The sequence below is a fragment of the Coprococcus sp. LG101-27 genome (assembly GCF_027695515.1).
In the GTDB taxonomy this organism is placed as follows: domain Bacteria; phylum Bacillota; class Clostridia; order Lachnospirales; family Lachnospiraceae; genus Allocoprococcus; species Allocoprococcus comes.
In genome coordinates this window covers 20,660-35,013 of the sequence record NZ_JAQEUJ010000016.1, presented here as the reverse complement: position 1 = coordinate 35,013, position 14,354 = coordinate 20,660, and the positions used below count along the sequence as shown (strand labels likewise).

At 34.8% G+C, this 14,354-nt stretch carries 14 protein-coding genes; 10 read left to right on the top strand and 4 right to left on the bottom strand.

The window, feature by feature from the left end:
- Window positions 1-10 precede the first annotated feature (10 nt).
- From PG766_RS11455 to PG766_RS11445, 3 genes are read left to right on the top strand one after another with little or no spacing between them, the layout of a single operon-like run.
- Entirely contained in the window at window positions 11-1,210 is a 1,200-nt protein-coding gene (locus PG766_RS11455) for a glycosyltransferase (protein WP_118198474.1), read from the top strand.
- Window positions 1,183-2,142, top strand: a complete 960-nt coding sequence (locus PG766_RS11450) for a glycosyltransferase family 2 protein (RefSeq protein WP_118198473.1) — start codon at window positions 1,183-1,185, stop codon at window positions 2,140-2,142. Before PG766_RS11455 ends, PG766_RS11450 begins: the two co-directional genes overlap by 28 nt.
- Before the next feature lie 27 nt (window positions 2,143-2,169).
- Window positions 2,170-3,324 carry a LicD family protein gene (locus PG766_RS11445; protein WP_118198472.1) on the top strand — a complete coding sequence of 385 codons (1,155 nt, stop codon included), beginning with the start codon at window positions 2,170-2,172 and terminating at the stop codon, window positions 3,322-3,324.
- 52 nt (window positions 3,325-3,376) lie between these two features.
- Here the strand turns inward: PG766_RS11445 and PG766_RS11440 are convergent, their stop codons facing one another.
- Genes PG766_RS11440 through PG766_RS11425 form a run of 4 tightly spaced genes read right to left on the bottom strand, consistent with a single transcriptional unit; the run spans window position 3,377 to window position 8,185 of the window.
- Window positions 3,377-4,726, bottom strand: a complete 1,350-nt coding sequence (locus PG766_RS11440; protein WP_118198471.1) for a Gfo/Idh/MocA family oxidoreductase — start codon at window positions 4,724-4,726, stop codon at window positions 3,377-3,379.
- Window positions 4,727-4,742: 16 nt separating this feature from the next.
- Window positions 4,743-5,807: a pyridoxal phosphate-dependent aminotransferase gene (locus PG766_RS11435; RefSeq protein ID WP_118198470.1), complete on the bottom strand. Its 1,065-nt coding sequence runs from the start codon at window positions 5,805-5,807 to the stop codon at window positions 4,743-4,745.
- Window positions 5,808-5,819: 12 nt separating this feature from the next.
- Window positions 5,820-7,043: a Coenzyme F420 hydrogenase/dehydrogenase, beta subunit C-terminal domain gene (locus PG766_RS11430; protein WP_118198469.1), complete on the bottom strand. Its 1,224-nt coding sequence runs from the start codon at window positions 7,041-7,043 to the stop codon at window positions 5,820-5,822.
- 2 nt (window positions 7,044-7,045) lie between these two features.
- The gene (locus tag PG766_RS11425) at window positions 7,046-8,185 is read right to left on the bottom strand and encodes a polysaccharide pyruvyl transferase family protein (RefSeq protein ID WP_243014326.1); all 1,140 of its coding nucleotides are present in this window, start codon (window positions 8,183-8,185) and stop codon (window positions 7,046-7,048) included.
- 173 nt (window positions 8,186-8,358) lie between these two features.
- On the opposite strand from PG766_RS11425, the gene PG766_RS11420 reads away from it, so the two are divergent.
- The 7 genes from PG766_RS11420 to PG766_RS11390 all read left to right on the top strand — a co-directional run bounded on the left by PG766_RS11420 (window position 8,359) and on the right by PG766_RS11390 (window position 14,293).
- Complete coding sequence (locus tag PG766_RS11420; RefSeq protein WP_118198467.1) at window positions 8,359-8,817, top strand: GtrA family protein; 459 nt, start codon at window positions 8,359-8,361, stop codon at window positions 8,815-8,817.
- Window positions 8,818-8,950: 133 nt separating this feature from the next.
- Window positions 8,951-10,144, top strand: a complete 1,194-nt coding sequence (locus PG766_RS11415; protein ID WP_118198493.1) for a DegT/DnrJ/EryC1/StrS family aminotransferase — start codon at window positions 8,951-8,953, stop codon at window positions 10,142-10,144.
- A 9-nt stretch (window positions 10,145-10,153) separates the two neighbouring features.
- On the top strand, window positions 10,154-10,834 hold the full coding sequence (locus PG766_RS11410; protein WP_008374631.1) for a sugar transferase: 681 nt from the start codon (window positions 10,154-10,156) through the stop codon (window positions 10,832-10,834).
- Between the two features lie 23 nt (window positions 10,835-10,857).
- Window positions 10,858-11,856: a glycosyltransferase family 2 protein gene (locus tag PG766_RS11405; RefSeq protein WP_118198466.1), complete on the top strand. Its 999-nt coding sequence runs from the start codon at window positions 10,858-10,860 to the stop codon at window positions 11,854-11,856.
- Window positions 11,857-11,874: 18 nt separating this feature from the next.
- On the top strand, window positions 11,875-12,972 hold the full coding sequence (gene glf, locus PG766_RS11400; protein ID WP_118198465.1) for a UDP-galactopyranose mutase: 1,098 nt from the start codon (window positions 11,875-11,877) through the stop codon (window positions 12,970-12,972).
- A gap of 274 nt (window positions 12,973-13,246) precedes the next feature.
- Entirely contained in the window at window positions 13,247-13,594 is a 348-nt protein-coding gene (locus PG766_RS11395) for a hypothetical protein (protein WP_118198464.1), read from the top strand.
- A gap of 42 nt (window positions 13,595-13,636) precedes the next feature.
- A complete protein-coding gene (locus PG766_RS11390) occupies window positions 13,637-14,293 on the top strand; it encodes a hypothetical protein (RefSeq protein WP_118198463.1) in 657 nt (218 codons plus the stop codon).
- The last annotated feature ends 61 nt before the right edge of the window (window positions 14,294-14,354 follow it).

Genomic DNA, 14,354 nt, shown 5'->3' with positions numbered 1-14,354 from the left:
GGAGGAACATATGGGATCACCGAAAGTATCAGTAGTAGTACCAATTTATAACGTAGAAAAATATCTTCGTCAGTGCCTTGACAGTATTGTAAATCAGACATTGAAAGATATCGAAATTATTTGTGTAGATGATGGATCAACAGATTCATCACCACAGATTATCCAGGAATATATGGATAAGGATTCACGTGTAAAAGTAATTACAAAACCAAACAGTGGTTATGGAAATTCCATGAACCGTGGATTTGATATGGCAGAGGGCGAATATATCGGTATTGTTGAGTCGGATGATTATGCGGATCCGGAGATGTTTGAAGAAATGTATAATGTAGCTTCAAGCAATCAGTTGGATGTGGTGAAATCAGGATTTTACTATTATTATTCGATTCCGAAAGAAAGAAATGAAAAAGAAGAAATTGTATCTAAAGTACGTGCAAGAAAAACATTCTGTCCGGCTACAGATTTTAATGCACCGATGGAAATGGTAGAATTTTTTAATTTGAAGCCGACGATTTGGTCTGCTATTTATAGAAAAGATTTTATTCGAGAAAATAAAATCCGTTTTAATGAAACACCAGGAGCATCGTTTCAGGATACGAGTTTTAGCTTTAAAGTAATGTGTCTTGCTAAACGTGTTCAGCTGTTACAGGAAGCATATTTGCATTATCGTCAGGATAATGAGAATTCTTCAGTAAATTCTCCGAAGAAAGTTTTTTGTGTATGTGATGAATATGAAGAGATGCATAAATTCTTGGAAACAAATCCTTTACATCGTGGAGTATTAGAATGTGTATGTAATCGAATAAAATATGATACTTATATGTGGAATTTGGGGAGACTTAGTCCTAAATTTAAGTATATCTTTTTAGAAAGAGCAGCTCAGGAATTTAAAGAATGCTTTGAAAAAGGTACAATGGATTCACGATATTTTGAAGAATATAAGTGGGAAGGTGTAAAAAAAATGGTTGAAGATCCTATAGGTTTTTATAATGAGTATGCACTCAATCAACCGGGATATTCAATGAAAGAATTAAAGGAAATTAAAGAATCCTATTCGTATCGCATAGGAAGACTTATTACATTTCTCCCAAGAAAGATTTTGGGTGGAATTCAAAGTGTTAAAGATGATGGGGTTGTATATACTTTTAAATTAGGTTGTAAGAAGATTATTGGAGGTATATCATGGTTAAAGGACCGAAGATCTCGGTAGTTATACCGGTATATAATGTGGCGGATTATTTGAGTAGATGTTTGGAAAGTTTGAGACGTCAAACTCTTTTGGATATTGAAATCATATGTGTTAATGATGGATCAACAGATAACTCAGATGAAATAATTCGGGAACAGATGAAGATAGATTCGCGCATTCAACTTATTGATAAACAGAATGCTGGGGTTGCGGCAGCAAGAAATACTGGAATTGATGCGGCAACAGGGGATATGATTGTATTTTTAGATCCGGATGATTATTTAACAACTAATGCGTGTGAGAGAATTTATGAAGAGAGAATTAATCATTATGCAGACATTATTGTATATGGATCGAAACCGTTTCCTGAAATACCAGAGCCGGACGCCTGGGTTGCATGGAAATTAAATAGTAGAGATATATATTATCCAGAACCGAATGAAAAATCTTTATTTGGCGAAACTAATAGTGAACCCTTTATTTGGAATCATGCGTATTCTCGAGATTTTTTAAATGATAATCAGTTACGATTTATTGAATCGATTAAATTTGGAGAGGATATTGTATTTTTGTTTCAAACAGTTCCTATGGCAAAACGAGTACAGTATATTTCAGATCAACTGCACTATTATCAATGCTATAGAAGCGGGTCGTTTATGCAACAATATAATGATGAAACGGAAAAACGTTTAGTTCAGCATGTGAAAAATCTTAGAACAATAACAGCATTTTGGAATGAAAAAGGATTTCTAAATAAATGGGGGCGAGCTTATTTTGAATGGTTTATTAATTTTATTGTTCCGGATTTGATTCAGTTTAATCCGAAAAATAAAAAGAAATTAGCATTAGAAACAGTTAGAATTATAGAAAAATTTAATTTGAAAACATTTTATAAGCATTCAAAACTTGAAGTAAAAGAAAAAACAAAGAGATTATATAAAATGGCTAGATAGATAATAGTTCTAAGGGGAAGGAAAGAAATGAGAAGAGTATGGGAATATATTTACTGGCGTCTGCCAGTAGGAAAAAGGCAATTTCTTGATAAGGCAAATGATTTAGTAAAAAAAGCAGATTCATTAAGACAAATTTTAGAATCGGGAATTAAAAATAGTTATAATCATCAAAACGAGCTTTATAATCAGATGAGTGGAAAAATAGATGGATTATCAAATGAAGTGAGACATCTGCATGAGGAAAATGCTCGTTTGGAAAGAATTATTACACATTATCATAAGCAGGATATGCAGATGTTTTGGGAAGAGTATCGAAAAGATGGAGAGTCTACAGCAGATGCTCAAAAAAGATTTTTTCTTGCATTACCTAAAGCGAAGGGAGTAAGCAGAAATTTGCAACTTCTGGAGAAAGATTTACTAAGAGCTTTTGCTAGAATTTGTGAGGAGAATCAGTTATCTTATTGGCTTTATGCAGGTACTTTGTTAGGAGCAGTGAGACATAAGGGATTTATTCCATGGGATGATGATGTAGATACTTGTATGGCAAGAGAGGATATTGAAAAATTAAGAGAAATATTAAAGGATCATCAAGAATATAGACTTACAGTAAGATATGATGCATGGGGATTTTGTAAGCAGATTCGTTTTACTTATAAAGATACGACTATTCCTGTTTTTATTGATATATTTCCGTTTGACTGGATTAGTGAGGCATCATATGAAAAATGGGAAGAAAATCAGAAAATTAGAAAAGAGTTAAAAACAGAAATTACAGATGAAGGAAATCCATTGATTCAGGAATTTCGTAGGGCAGGATGTGTTGATGATGATTCGGCTATTGGAATTCAGATTGCAGAGATTTTTAATAAATATTATAAGAAACTTTATGATAAAAATATTATTTGTGCTAAAGAAGATGCAAAAGGGTGCTTATACAGTTTTGATAGTTGGAGTTATTGTAACGATAATAATTTAATATCAAAAGAGATTTTTTATCCATTACAGAAAATCGAATTTGAAGGCGATGAATATTATGTGCCAAATAAGTATATTTACGTTTTAAAAGAAGTGTACGGTGAAGATTTCTATACATTCCCATGTGGAGAGCCTCATTTTATTCATGCAGATTGGAAAAAAAATGAAAAGCTTCTTGAAGAAGAGGTAAAGAAAAGAGTTAAATAGAGAAAAGCAGACAAAACAATTATGGAAGGATAATTGTAGTTGTCTGCTTTTTTTAAGAAGGTGAAAGATGTACGACTTTAGAATCAGTTTCCCAAATGTTTATAACTTTTGAAATATTTGCAGAAATTTGCATCGGAATATTATTTGGTAACTGATTGGTTTTTATGGCTCTTAAGAATGCAACCAATTCATAACGAATCCCTTCTCCTTCAAGTGGATAAAAGTATCTTCGATTATCATTTTGATTTTCAAACCTAACTTCAAAATATTCAGTTTTCCACCAGGGTGCGGGTACATAAATATAGCCTTTTGTGCCAGAAATAACTAACTCACCTTCTGATTTTACTCCTTTACCCACTTTTAATGAAGCAACAGCATTTTTGTAAGTAAAATTTATTTTTGTAAATAAATCAAAAGTAGGAATTTTGTCTAACATAAGAGAGGTAATATTTATATCTATCCAATGTGTACCTAAGATATGAAAGATAGGTAACATAGCTGTAGGACCCCATGCACAAATACTGTTCCAATAATGAGTTGCTTTTTTTGTTGTATCAATTTTGATGTTTTTAAGACTTGTACAAGTTGATTCAACAGAAAGTACTTGACCGATTTTCCCGGAATTTAAAAGTAAAAGCAAGCGGTTATAAGCTGTAGAATAAGCTGTTTTAATGGCATCCATTAAGATTAAGTTTTTACTGTTTGCCAGCTGATAAAGCTCATTACATTCAGCTTCAGAAAGTGCAATCGGTGATTCACATAAAACGTGTTTACCAGCAAGTAAAGCCTGTTTGACATGATTATAATGTTTAGTAGGGTGTGAAGCAATGTATACAGCATCTATTGAAGAGAGAAGATCTGTATAACTGTTGGTTAATAACAGACTGTTATCAGCTTTTATTTGTGCAGAAGTTGAGGAAGAAGAAACGGCTGTTACTTCTGCACCATTCACGAATTTGCTTTCACGAAAATATTTTGCTACAAGGGTAGAATTGCCTATTAATCCAAGCTTTAAATTACTGTCTTTTGCACGAAGCTCGGAACTGGATATACCTTCTGTACGGTCTAAGTAGATGACGTTGCAATATTTTTTCAGATAGTCAAAATGACCAATCCAATCAGAGCCAACAGTAAAAATATCGACATTATAATGCTGGATGTCATCAATTTTTTGCCCTTCATATTCTTCGATAATTATTTTGTCAGCAAGTCCGGTAGATCGGACGTTTTCGATACGTTCCATTAGAGACTGTTGTACATTTATTTTTCCACGTGTTTTATCAAAATCATCTGAGGTTACCCCGACAATCAAATAGTCCCCAAGAGCTTTTGCTCTTTCTAGTAATCTGATATGACCGTAGTGGAGTAGATCATAAGTTCCATATGTTATAACTTTTATCATTTAAAAAGCGACTCCTTTAATTGGTATTGTCTAATTCAAATAAAGCATCTAAAAAACGTTCCATATATTGTTTGGCACCAATGGTAACGCGTAGGCAGGTGCCAAAATTTCCGACATTAGAATAAGATTTTATTAAAATTTGTTTTTGCGATTTCATTTTTTCAACAATGGTTAGCGCATTTGTTTTAGGCTTTATAAAAATGAAATTTCCTGCATCCCCCTTATGCAAATACTTATGGGAATTTAATTCTTTTATCAAATAATCACGTCCAAGAGTGTAGTCTTCAATTAAAGAAGATAAAATACCAGGCGTTTCTAAAATTTTTTGAGCTACTAACATGGCGAATGCGTTTGTATTATGTGGTGTGCATAATTTCTGTACCATTTTTATCTCATCAGGATGTCCAACCACATATCCAAGTCGACAACCGGCCATTGAAAATAGCTTGGAAAAGGTTCTTGTAACAAGGATATGTTTGGAGGTCAAAGCATATTTGATGAATGTTTTTGGATAAAAATAATGATAGGCTTCATCAACAAGGATAGTGATTTCAAGTTGTTCACATACTTTAATGATTTCTTGAAATTCGGTTTCTGAATATACATTTCCCATCGGGTTATTTGGGTTAAGTAATATAAGTAATTGTGTATCAGGCGTTAAGGTGGAAATAATATTTTGAATATCCATTGAAAGGTCATCATTATATGGAACCTTTACAAAAGATCGGCCATACATTTCAGAATATACTTGAAACATGAAATAGGATGGAACTACTCCAACAATTTTTCCGCTTTCTGAGGTAAAAGCCTGAATAATATAGCGAATTCCCTCAGCGGATCCGTTTACAAGGCAAAGGTGTTCTGGTGTAGTATTCAGATGTTTTGCAAGGACTTCCGAAAAGTGATGGGTTTCTGGATACTGTGCAATTAATTGAGGAGTTATTTCAGGCAGAATAGAATTAATGAAATCTTGAGGAAGCCCTCCAGGGTTTTCATTTAAGTCAAGTCGTAAATACTTTTTGCGTTCATTTTGATCAAAAATGCGAACTAAATCTTTTAGATTATTATTTAAGTAATACATAGTGAATCTCCTTTATTGAATATGATAAAATCCTTTAGTTAATTTCCAAAATAATATTTTTTGTCTGTTTCCCCAAACATATTTTTGCCATAGCAATTTTAGTGTTGGAGGAGAGGACCATTTTTTAAAAAGAGCTGTATAAGGCATAGTTTTTAGATCTTGTATAAATGATGCACGGTTTGGATTTGAATTAATATGATTCTTTAGAGGCCCCTGATATTTTAGAGCCTCTTCATAATTGAGTTCATGTCCGATAAAAATATCTTTGGTACTTAGAAAAGCCTTTTTACCTTTGATAGAATTACATATAACCAGAGAAGCACCTTTATTGTGATTATATAATTCAGGACAATATAAATGAACACCCCACAAATCTCCGAGTGAAATATCAGCAAAACGTTCTTTGGTTGCATATGGACATTGATAACAGGATGGTCGACTCATTAAATGACTGATCCAAATTGACCAGAACGGGTTAAACCATCTGTCAGTTTTAAGCTTCCTGCTGTTTTTTAAAGAAAGCTGCATAACTTCAAAATCCCATCGCCCAATAGAATGGTTAAAATAGGATTTGAAATCTTTGTAACGATAATCAATTGATTTAATACGTGAATGATATTTTGTAGTAATATACTTATTATAACTTTTTAAATAAAGAGGAGTAGGAACACCTTCGCAAATAACCTCGACTGTCAGCAGATTTGTTTGATTGCAATTAAGGAGAAAAGATTTTAAACCGGCAATTTGGCAAGGCGTACCGGAAAATAAAACTTTTTTTCCATTCTGTAAAAACTTTTTTGCATCAGTATAGGAAGTTCCAATATTACTTTGTATATATTTTGATTTTCTGAATTTATCTAAATATTTTTTGTCAAAAATATGATCATGATATACATTTAAACCATCTGATACAGCTCCGAAAATTACATAATTTTTATCGCACCATGCATCAACGATTGCAGAGAAAGCTCCACCAGAGGTGCTTTCTGATAAAACTTTTTGATTTTTTATATGTCCTCCAAAAGTATAATTCATTCCGGAACATTTTTGAGGAGATAAATTATAAGGACAAACTTTACGGCATAATCCGCAATTCGTGCATAAATCTATATTGATTTTGGGATAGCGAAATTCTTCTGAATCAGGAATCATACAGATGGCTTTGTGTGGGCAAACATTTGCGCAGGCTTCGCAGCCGGAACAGGTAATTTTATCATTTGTATCAAGGTAACACATGCTTAATGATCTCCATTCAATAAATTAAGTTCTTTCGTGAGAAAGTCCAGAGAAGATTTTCTTGCAGTATTTATACGTGCATGCACAGCATCGTAATCGTGGATTTGTGGAATTACTGAAGGTGCTTTTGTGAGAAGGCATTCTTTTAAATCAAATAACTCCAGAACTTCGGCAATTTTATTGTCACCGGATTCTCTGGAAAATACTGCCATTTGTTTTCGGTATTGTACAGCAAAAATCAAACCATGAAAAGAGTTCGTTATAATGTATTCTGAATATTTTACCAGAGAAAGAAATTCTTCAATACCTGCTTCATAAAACATTTTATGTCCTTTTGCTGAGTTTGTACTGCGTAAGCTGATTTCAACAATTGTCCATCCGTTATCACGGGCTATTTTTTCTGCAAAAGCTTCCATTTCTTTGTTGTATCGTCGTGCATATAATAATAAATATTTCTCAGTTATAATACGAGATGCGGCTATGGTATCATAATCTTCAGTGGTTAGCAAAAGAGTTGGATCGATTGTTCTAAAAACTTGAATTCCATTAGAATTAATATGTTCTTTTAGATAAGGTATAAATTTATTTTCCCGTAAACCAATTGCTAAAAAGTTTTGAAGCCGGTTATTTAATATCTGGTAGCTATCTGTGTCAAAATGGGCATCACCAAAACTTGCAGCATAAGATACAGAATTTCCTTTCATTACATCGTAGTTAGCAAAATAACCATCATCAAATCCGTTGAATTCATTAATACAGAAAATGGTATCACTGCCACATACAAAATGGTTAATATCATCAAAATGGGCAATAGAATTAAAGTTTTCTGAAGTATATTTTTGAGAAGTTAAACCAAAGTATGTGTGATAAAAGTGATCAAATTTCTGATAGTTAATACGAATGGCAGGAAGAGACAACTCACACATTTTTCTGGATTCTGGGTCCTGATCCCACATATTGGAAAAAGGATTTAAAGGATCTTTGTCAGAGAGAGAATCCGGGCAATAGTCAACTAAAACTGGTTGATACAAATCCGGAGAAATACGCTTTATAGATTGGTAAAGTGCCCAGGATTGTAGGGCGGATCCATAATTCGTAAAATTGCAATATATATTATAACTGACTATACCTATTCGAATCATAAAAATACTCCTTGAAATTATATAAAATAAGTTGTTAAATATACTAATCATGTTATCATGGATTTTAGGAGACAACAAGTGATATTGTAAAGAAAACGTTGTTATATGAACAAAAATATAGTATAATAGCACGGTTTGAAGAAGAGAGAATATTTTACGAAAGGATAACAGAAATGAAAAAAGAAAAAGATATATTTGACCGCATCATGGAACTTCCAGTTTTACGGATTTTTAATCCATTTTACAAAAAAAATAAAGAAATATTATTATACTTATTCTTTGGTGGCTTAACTTTTTTAGTAAGTATTATCTCTTATGCATTTTTTAACATTCAAATAGGATGGAATGCTCTGGTAGCAAATATTGGTTCATGGATACTGGCAGTTGCATTTGCTTATATAACTAACAGGATTTGGGTGTTTGATTCAAATGCAAGTACAGCAGCTGATTTTATCAAAGAAATCACCAGTTTTATAGGCGGTCGAGTAGCAACGCTGGTAATTGAGGAACTGATTTTATTCATTTTCATCACAAATCTGGGAATGAACAGTATGCTGGTTAAGATAGTGGCACAGGTGATCGTAATTGTGCTTAATTATGTGATCAGCAAGCTGATTGTGTTCAAAAAATAGCAGAAAAGTAGTTAAGAAATAGTTTTAATTGTATTTTATGGAGTTTTTTGGTAGTATATACTATGTAATAATTTTGTAATAATTGTTACATAGTATATTTTATTTTAAAGAAAGAAGATTATTTATGGAGAATATGCATATCGCTTTTTCACCTCCAGATATCACAGAGGAAGAAATAGCAGAAGTTGTAGATACGTTAAGAAGTGGTTGGATCACAACCGGACCAAAGACAAAGCTTTTTGAAAAACAGTTGGCAGAATATATAGGGACTAATAGAGTAGTCTGTCTGAATTCGGCAACAGCTTGTCAGGAGATGACACTTCGCCTGTTGGGAATCGGATCGGGAGATGAAGTAATCACAACAGCTTATACTTATACTGCATCCGCCAGTGTAGTAGAGCATGTAGGTGCAAAACTGGTTCTGGTGGATGTGGCAAAAGATTCTTACGAGATGGATTATGAGAAACTGGCAGATGCGATCACAGAGAAGACGAAAGCGGTTATCCCGGTAGATCTTGCCGGAATTATGTGTGACTATGATAAGATATTTGAAATTGTAGAAGCAAAGAAATCGCTTTTCCATCCGGCAAATGAACTTCAGGAGAAGTTTGGCAGAGTGATCGTAGTGGCAGATGCAGCGCATGCATTTGGCGCAGAGCGAAAAGGAAAGAAGTGTGGACAGGCTGCAGATTTCACAAGCTTTTCCTTCCATGCGGTAAAGAACCTGACGACAGCGGAAGGTGGCGCAGTCACATGGCGTCCGATCGAAGGTGTGGATGACGAAGAGATTTATAAAAAATATATGCTTTTTTCACTGCACGGTCAATCCAAAGATGCGCTTGCTAAGACGCAGCTTGGCGCATGGGAGTATGATGTTGTGGCACCTTATTTCAAATGCAATATGACCGATATCATGGCTTCTATTGGACTGGTACAGTTAAAGCGCTATGATGCATTATTAGCACGGCGCCGGGAAATCATAGGAATGTATGATAAAGCACTGGAAAGTCTTCCTGTGGATGTACTGAATCATTTTGATACAGATCATAAGTCCAGCGGACATTTGTATCTGATCCGTGTTCAGGGAAAAACACGGGAAGAATGTAATGAGATCATTACGAAGATGGCAGAGCATGGCGTAGCAACGAATGTGCATTACAAACCGTTACCGTTGTTATCTGCATACAAAAATATGGGATTTGATATTAAAGATTATCCAAATGCTTATGCTTTATTTGAAAATGCAATTACATTACCGCTTCATACGAAACTTACCGATGAAGAGGTAAAATACGTGACAGATGTATTGAAGGAATGCATCGGATAGGAATGCTGTATGAGAAAATGGGACGAACTTCCGAAGTTTATGAGAACAGACGAAGTAAAACAATACTATGATATTCTGATCAGACACGAAAAAGAATTAAGATTAAAGAGATATTTTGACATTCTGCTTTCGATGATTTTGCTTGTTATCTTATCACCGATCATGCTGGTCATCAGTATTGCAATCAAGCTGGATTCACCGGGACCGGTGATTTACAAGCAGGTGCGTGTGACACAGTATGGAAAGAAATTTCACATTCTAAAGTTCCGTACTATGGTGCAGAATGCAGACAAGATGGGAACACAGGTTACGATCAGTCAGGATTCCAGATTGACACGGGTTGGAAAAGTGATCCGTGGCTGCAGGATTGATGAATTTCCACAGCTTATCAATGTTCTTCGCGGAGAGATGAGTTTTGTTGGAACCAGACCGGAAGTTGTAAAATATGTAAAAGGCTATACGAAAGAAATGTATGCAACTCTTTTGTTGCCGGCAGGAATCACTTCCAGAGCCAGCGTATGCTACAAAGATGAGGGTGAAATGCTGGAGCATGTAGAAGATGTGGATTATGCTTATATTCATGAAGTGCTTCCGGAGAAGATGAGTTATAATCTGGAAGATCTGCGCAAATACAGTCTGTGGAGAGATTTTATGACCATGTTTATGACAGTATTTGCAGTATTACGATAAGAACTACAGTATAGGAGAAATGTATGTTAGTATCAGTTTGCACGATTGCGCGCAATGAAGAAGAGTATCTTCCACACTTGCTGGAGGATATCACCAAACAGGATTACCCGGCAGAGCAGATTGAAGTTGTGATGGTGGACAGCAGTTCAACAGATGGAACCAGACGGATTATGGAACGTTTTGCCGAAGAAAATCCGCAGTATCATAACTGCGTTGTTACGGAAAATCCGGGGAATAATCAGGCATCCGGATGGAATCAGGCAATCCGTAGTTCAACCGGAGATATTATTATCCGTCTGGACGCACATGGACGCATTCCGGAGGATTTTGTTTCCAAGAACGTAGAATGCATGGAAAGCGGAGAATATGTCACTGGTGGACCAAGACCGAATCTTCCGGAGAAGGACACACCGTGGCAGAAACTTCTACTGAACGCAGAAAGTTCGATGTTCGGAAGTGGAATCGCAGGCTTCCGGAGAGAGAATGAAAAGAAATATGTAAAGTCCATGTTCCATGCAGCGTATCGGAGAGAAGTATTTGAAAAGGTTGGACTTTTCAATGAAAATCTGGGAAGAACGGAAGATAATGAGATGCATTACCGGATCCGGCAGGCAGGATACCGCTTATGCTACGATCCGCAGATTCATTCCTGGCAATATGTGAGAAGTTCGATTCCGGGAATGATGAAGCAGAAATACGGCAATGGAGACTGGGTAGCAAGAACTCTTGGCGTATGTCCTGGATGTCTCAGCATTTATCATTTTGTGCCGTTTGCTTTTGTGATTGCGATTCTTGTGACATCCATTTTGGTAGCACTAAAGAAGCCATTTCTGGCGATTGCCATGTGGATCACTTATTGGTGTGGTGCAATCGGAATGGCAATTCTGTCTGTAAAAAATGAGGCGAAGCATATATGTCAGCTTTTGCTTCCGGGAATCTTCTTTTTACTTCATTTAAGCTATGGAGTGGGAAGTGTAGTCGGAATGGGAAAGATGATAAAAGATAAAATTACAAAGAAATAAAAGAGAGGATTTAGTATTATGAAGTATGATTATTTAGTAGTAGGATCAGGGTTATACGGAGCAGTATTCGCTCACGAAGCAAAGAAAAAAGGAAAGACCTGTCTGGTAATTGACAAGCGTCCGCATATCGGTGGAAATATTTACTGTGAAAACATCGAGGGAATCAATGTTCACAAATACGGTGCACATATTTTCCACACATCCAACAAACAGGTTTGGGATTACATCAACCAGTTCGCAGAGTTCAACAATTACATTAACTCACCGGTAGCAATTTACAAGGACGAGCTTTACAACCTGCCGTTCAACATGAATACATTCAGCAAAATGTGGAATATCAAGACACCACAGGAAGCAAAAGACATGATCGCAAAACAGGTTGCAGAGACAGGAATCACAGAGCCGAAGAACCTGGAAGAACAGGGATTATCGCTGGTAGGAAAAGATGTATTTGAAAAACTCGTAAAAGGTTATACCGAAAAACAGTGGGGACGTGCCTGCAAAGACCTTCCGGCATTCATCATCAAACGTTTACCGGTAAGATTTACATTTGACAATAATTACTTCAATGACAGATATCAGGGAATCCCGATCGGAGGATATACAAAGATCATTGAAAAGATGCTTGACGGAATTGAAGTAAAGACAGATACCGATTACTTTGAATTTATCAAAGAAAATCCGGATATCGCAGAAAAGACACTGTTTACCGGAATGATCGATGAATACTTCGGATACAAGCTCGGAGCACTGGAATATCGTTCGGTAAGATTTGAGACAGAAGTACTTGATACGGATAACTATCAGGGAAATGCAGTCGTAAACTATACCGAAAGAGAAGTTCCTTATACACGTATCATCGAACACAAGCATTTTGAATTTGGAAAACAGGAAAAAACTGTTATCTCCAAAGAGTATTCTTCCGAATGGAAAGTAGGAATGGAACCGTATTATCCGGTAAATAACGAACAGAACAATAAGCTGTTTGAAGAATATAGAAAGCTTGCAGAGCAGGAAAAGAATGTGATCTTTGGTGGACGTCTTGGAAATTACAAGTATTATGATATGGATAAGGTAATTGAAGCGGCATTGGAGATGGTGGCTGAGGAATTATAGGAAAATATAGCATAAAAAACAGGGTATGAATGAGGATATCCTGTTTTTTATGTAATATGTATGGGAAGAAGTTGAAGATGGAGAAAATAATTGAAATAAGAAATAAGATCGAAATGAAATGGGAATCTATTCCGTATGAAAAAAATGTGATATGTCGGAAAAAAATTTTTTGTGTGCATTAAGTGTATGGATAATCTATGCGTTTAATTGGATAACGATGTTTCATATACAGTGACCTGAACATTTATATTTTTATATACAGGTTTTTGTTGGTATGGCAGTGTTGTTTAGATACACGGTGCTGAGTTCTGAGAATATAGATGCTTTGGTTTTAGCTCTTATAGTTTTAGCTGTATTTGTAATTTCAAAAGATAGAAATGGAACAGGATTATTACTTGAAACAGGATTGTTTATTATCGGAGCTAGAAAAATTGATTATAAAAAGATTTTAAAAGTATATCTTGCAATTGAAATCCCGTTAACGCTTATCACTTTAATGGCTGCACGTTTGGGAATAATTGAAAATTTAGTATATCACCGTGGAGAACAAGTGAGAATGACCTTTGGATTTGTATATCCTACAAATTTTGTGTCGCATCTTATGTTTATAATTGCTGCATGAATTGCAATAAAAGAGGTAAAATGCACATTTTTAGAGTTAGGTATGATTACGATACTTGTAGTTTTCCTGGACAAGTATTGTGATGCAAGGTGTGGAGAAATATGTATTATTCTTATTGTGCTTTGTACTGCATATTTAAAATGCAGAATGTATTTTGCAGAGAAAAAAGGGAAAAAGTATAAGACATCTAAGCTCTTAAATTTTTTATGTTTATGTGTGCCGTTTTTAGGTGCAGGAATAATGATTCTTTTGTCCAGATTTTATGATCCAAGTAAAGGCTGGATGGAAAAACTGAATAGTATTACGTCAACAAGACTTTTTTTGGGAAAGAAAACTTTTGATTTGTATGATGTGAAGTTGTGGGGACAGTATATTGAAATGCATGGAGACGGTGGAACGACAGATCCTGTCCCAGATTACTTTTTTATTGATTGTTCGTATTTAAATATACTAATGAGATTTGGATTTGCTGTTTTTGTGATAGTAATGTTGTTATTAAGTATTATGATTATTAAGAGCTTTAATAAACCGTATTTGATGGCGATGATAGTTGTAATATGTATACATTCGGTAATAGAGCAACATTTGTTTGAATTGCATTATAATATATTTTTAATGTTAGCATTTGCAAATTTTAATGTACAAGATAATAGGAAAAAGGCGTTTATAAAAAACAAGAATAATAACGGTCTAGAATGAATCAGGATATGGGATAAAAACATATCCTGATTTTTACATTTTGATGATTTTGTAGTTGTTG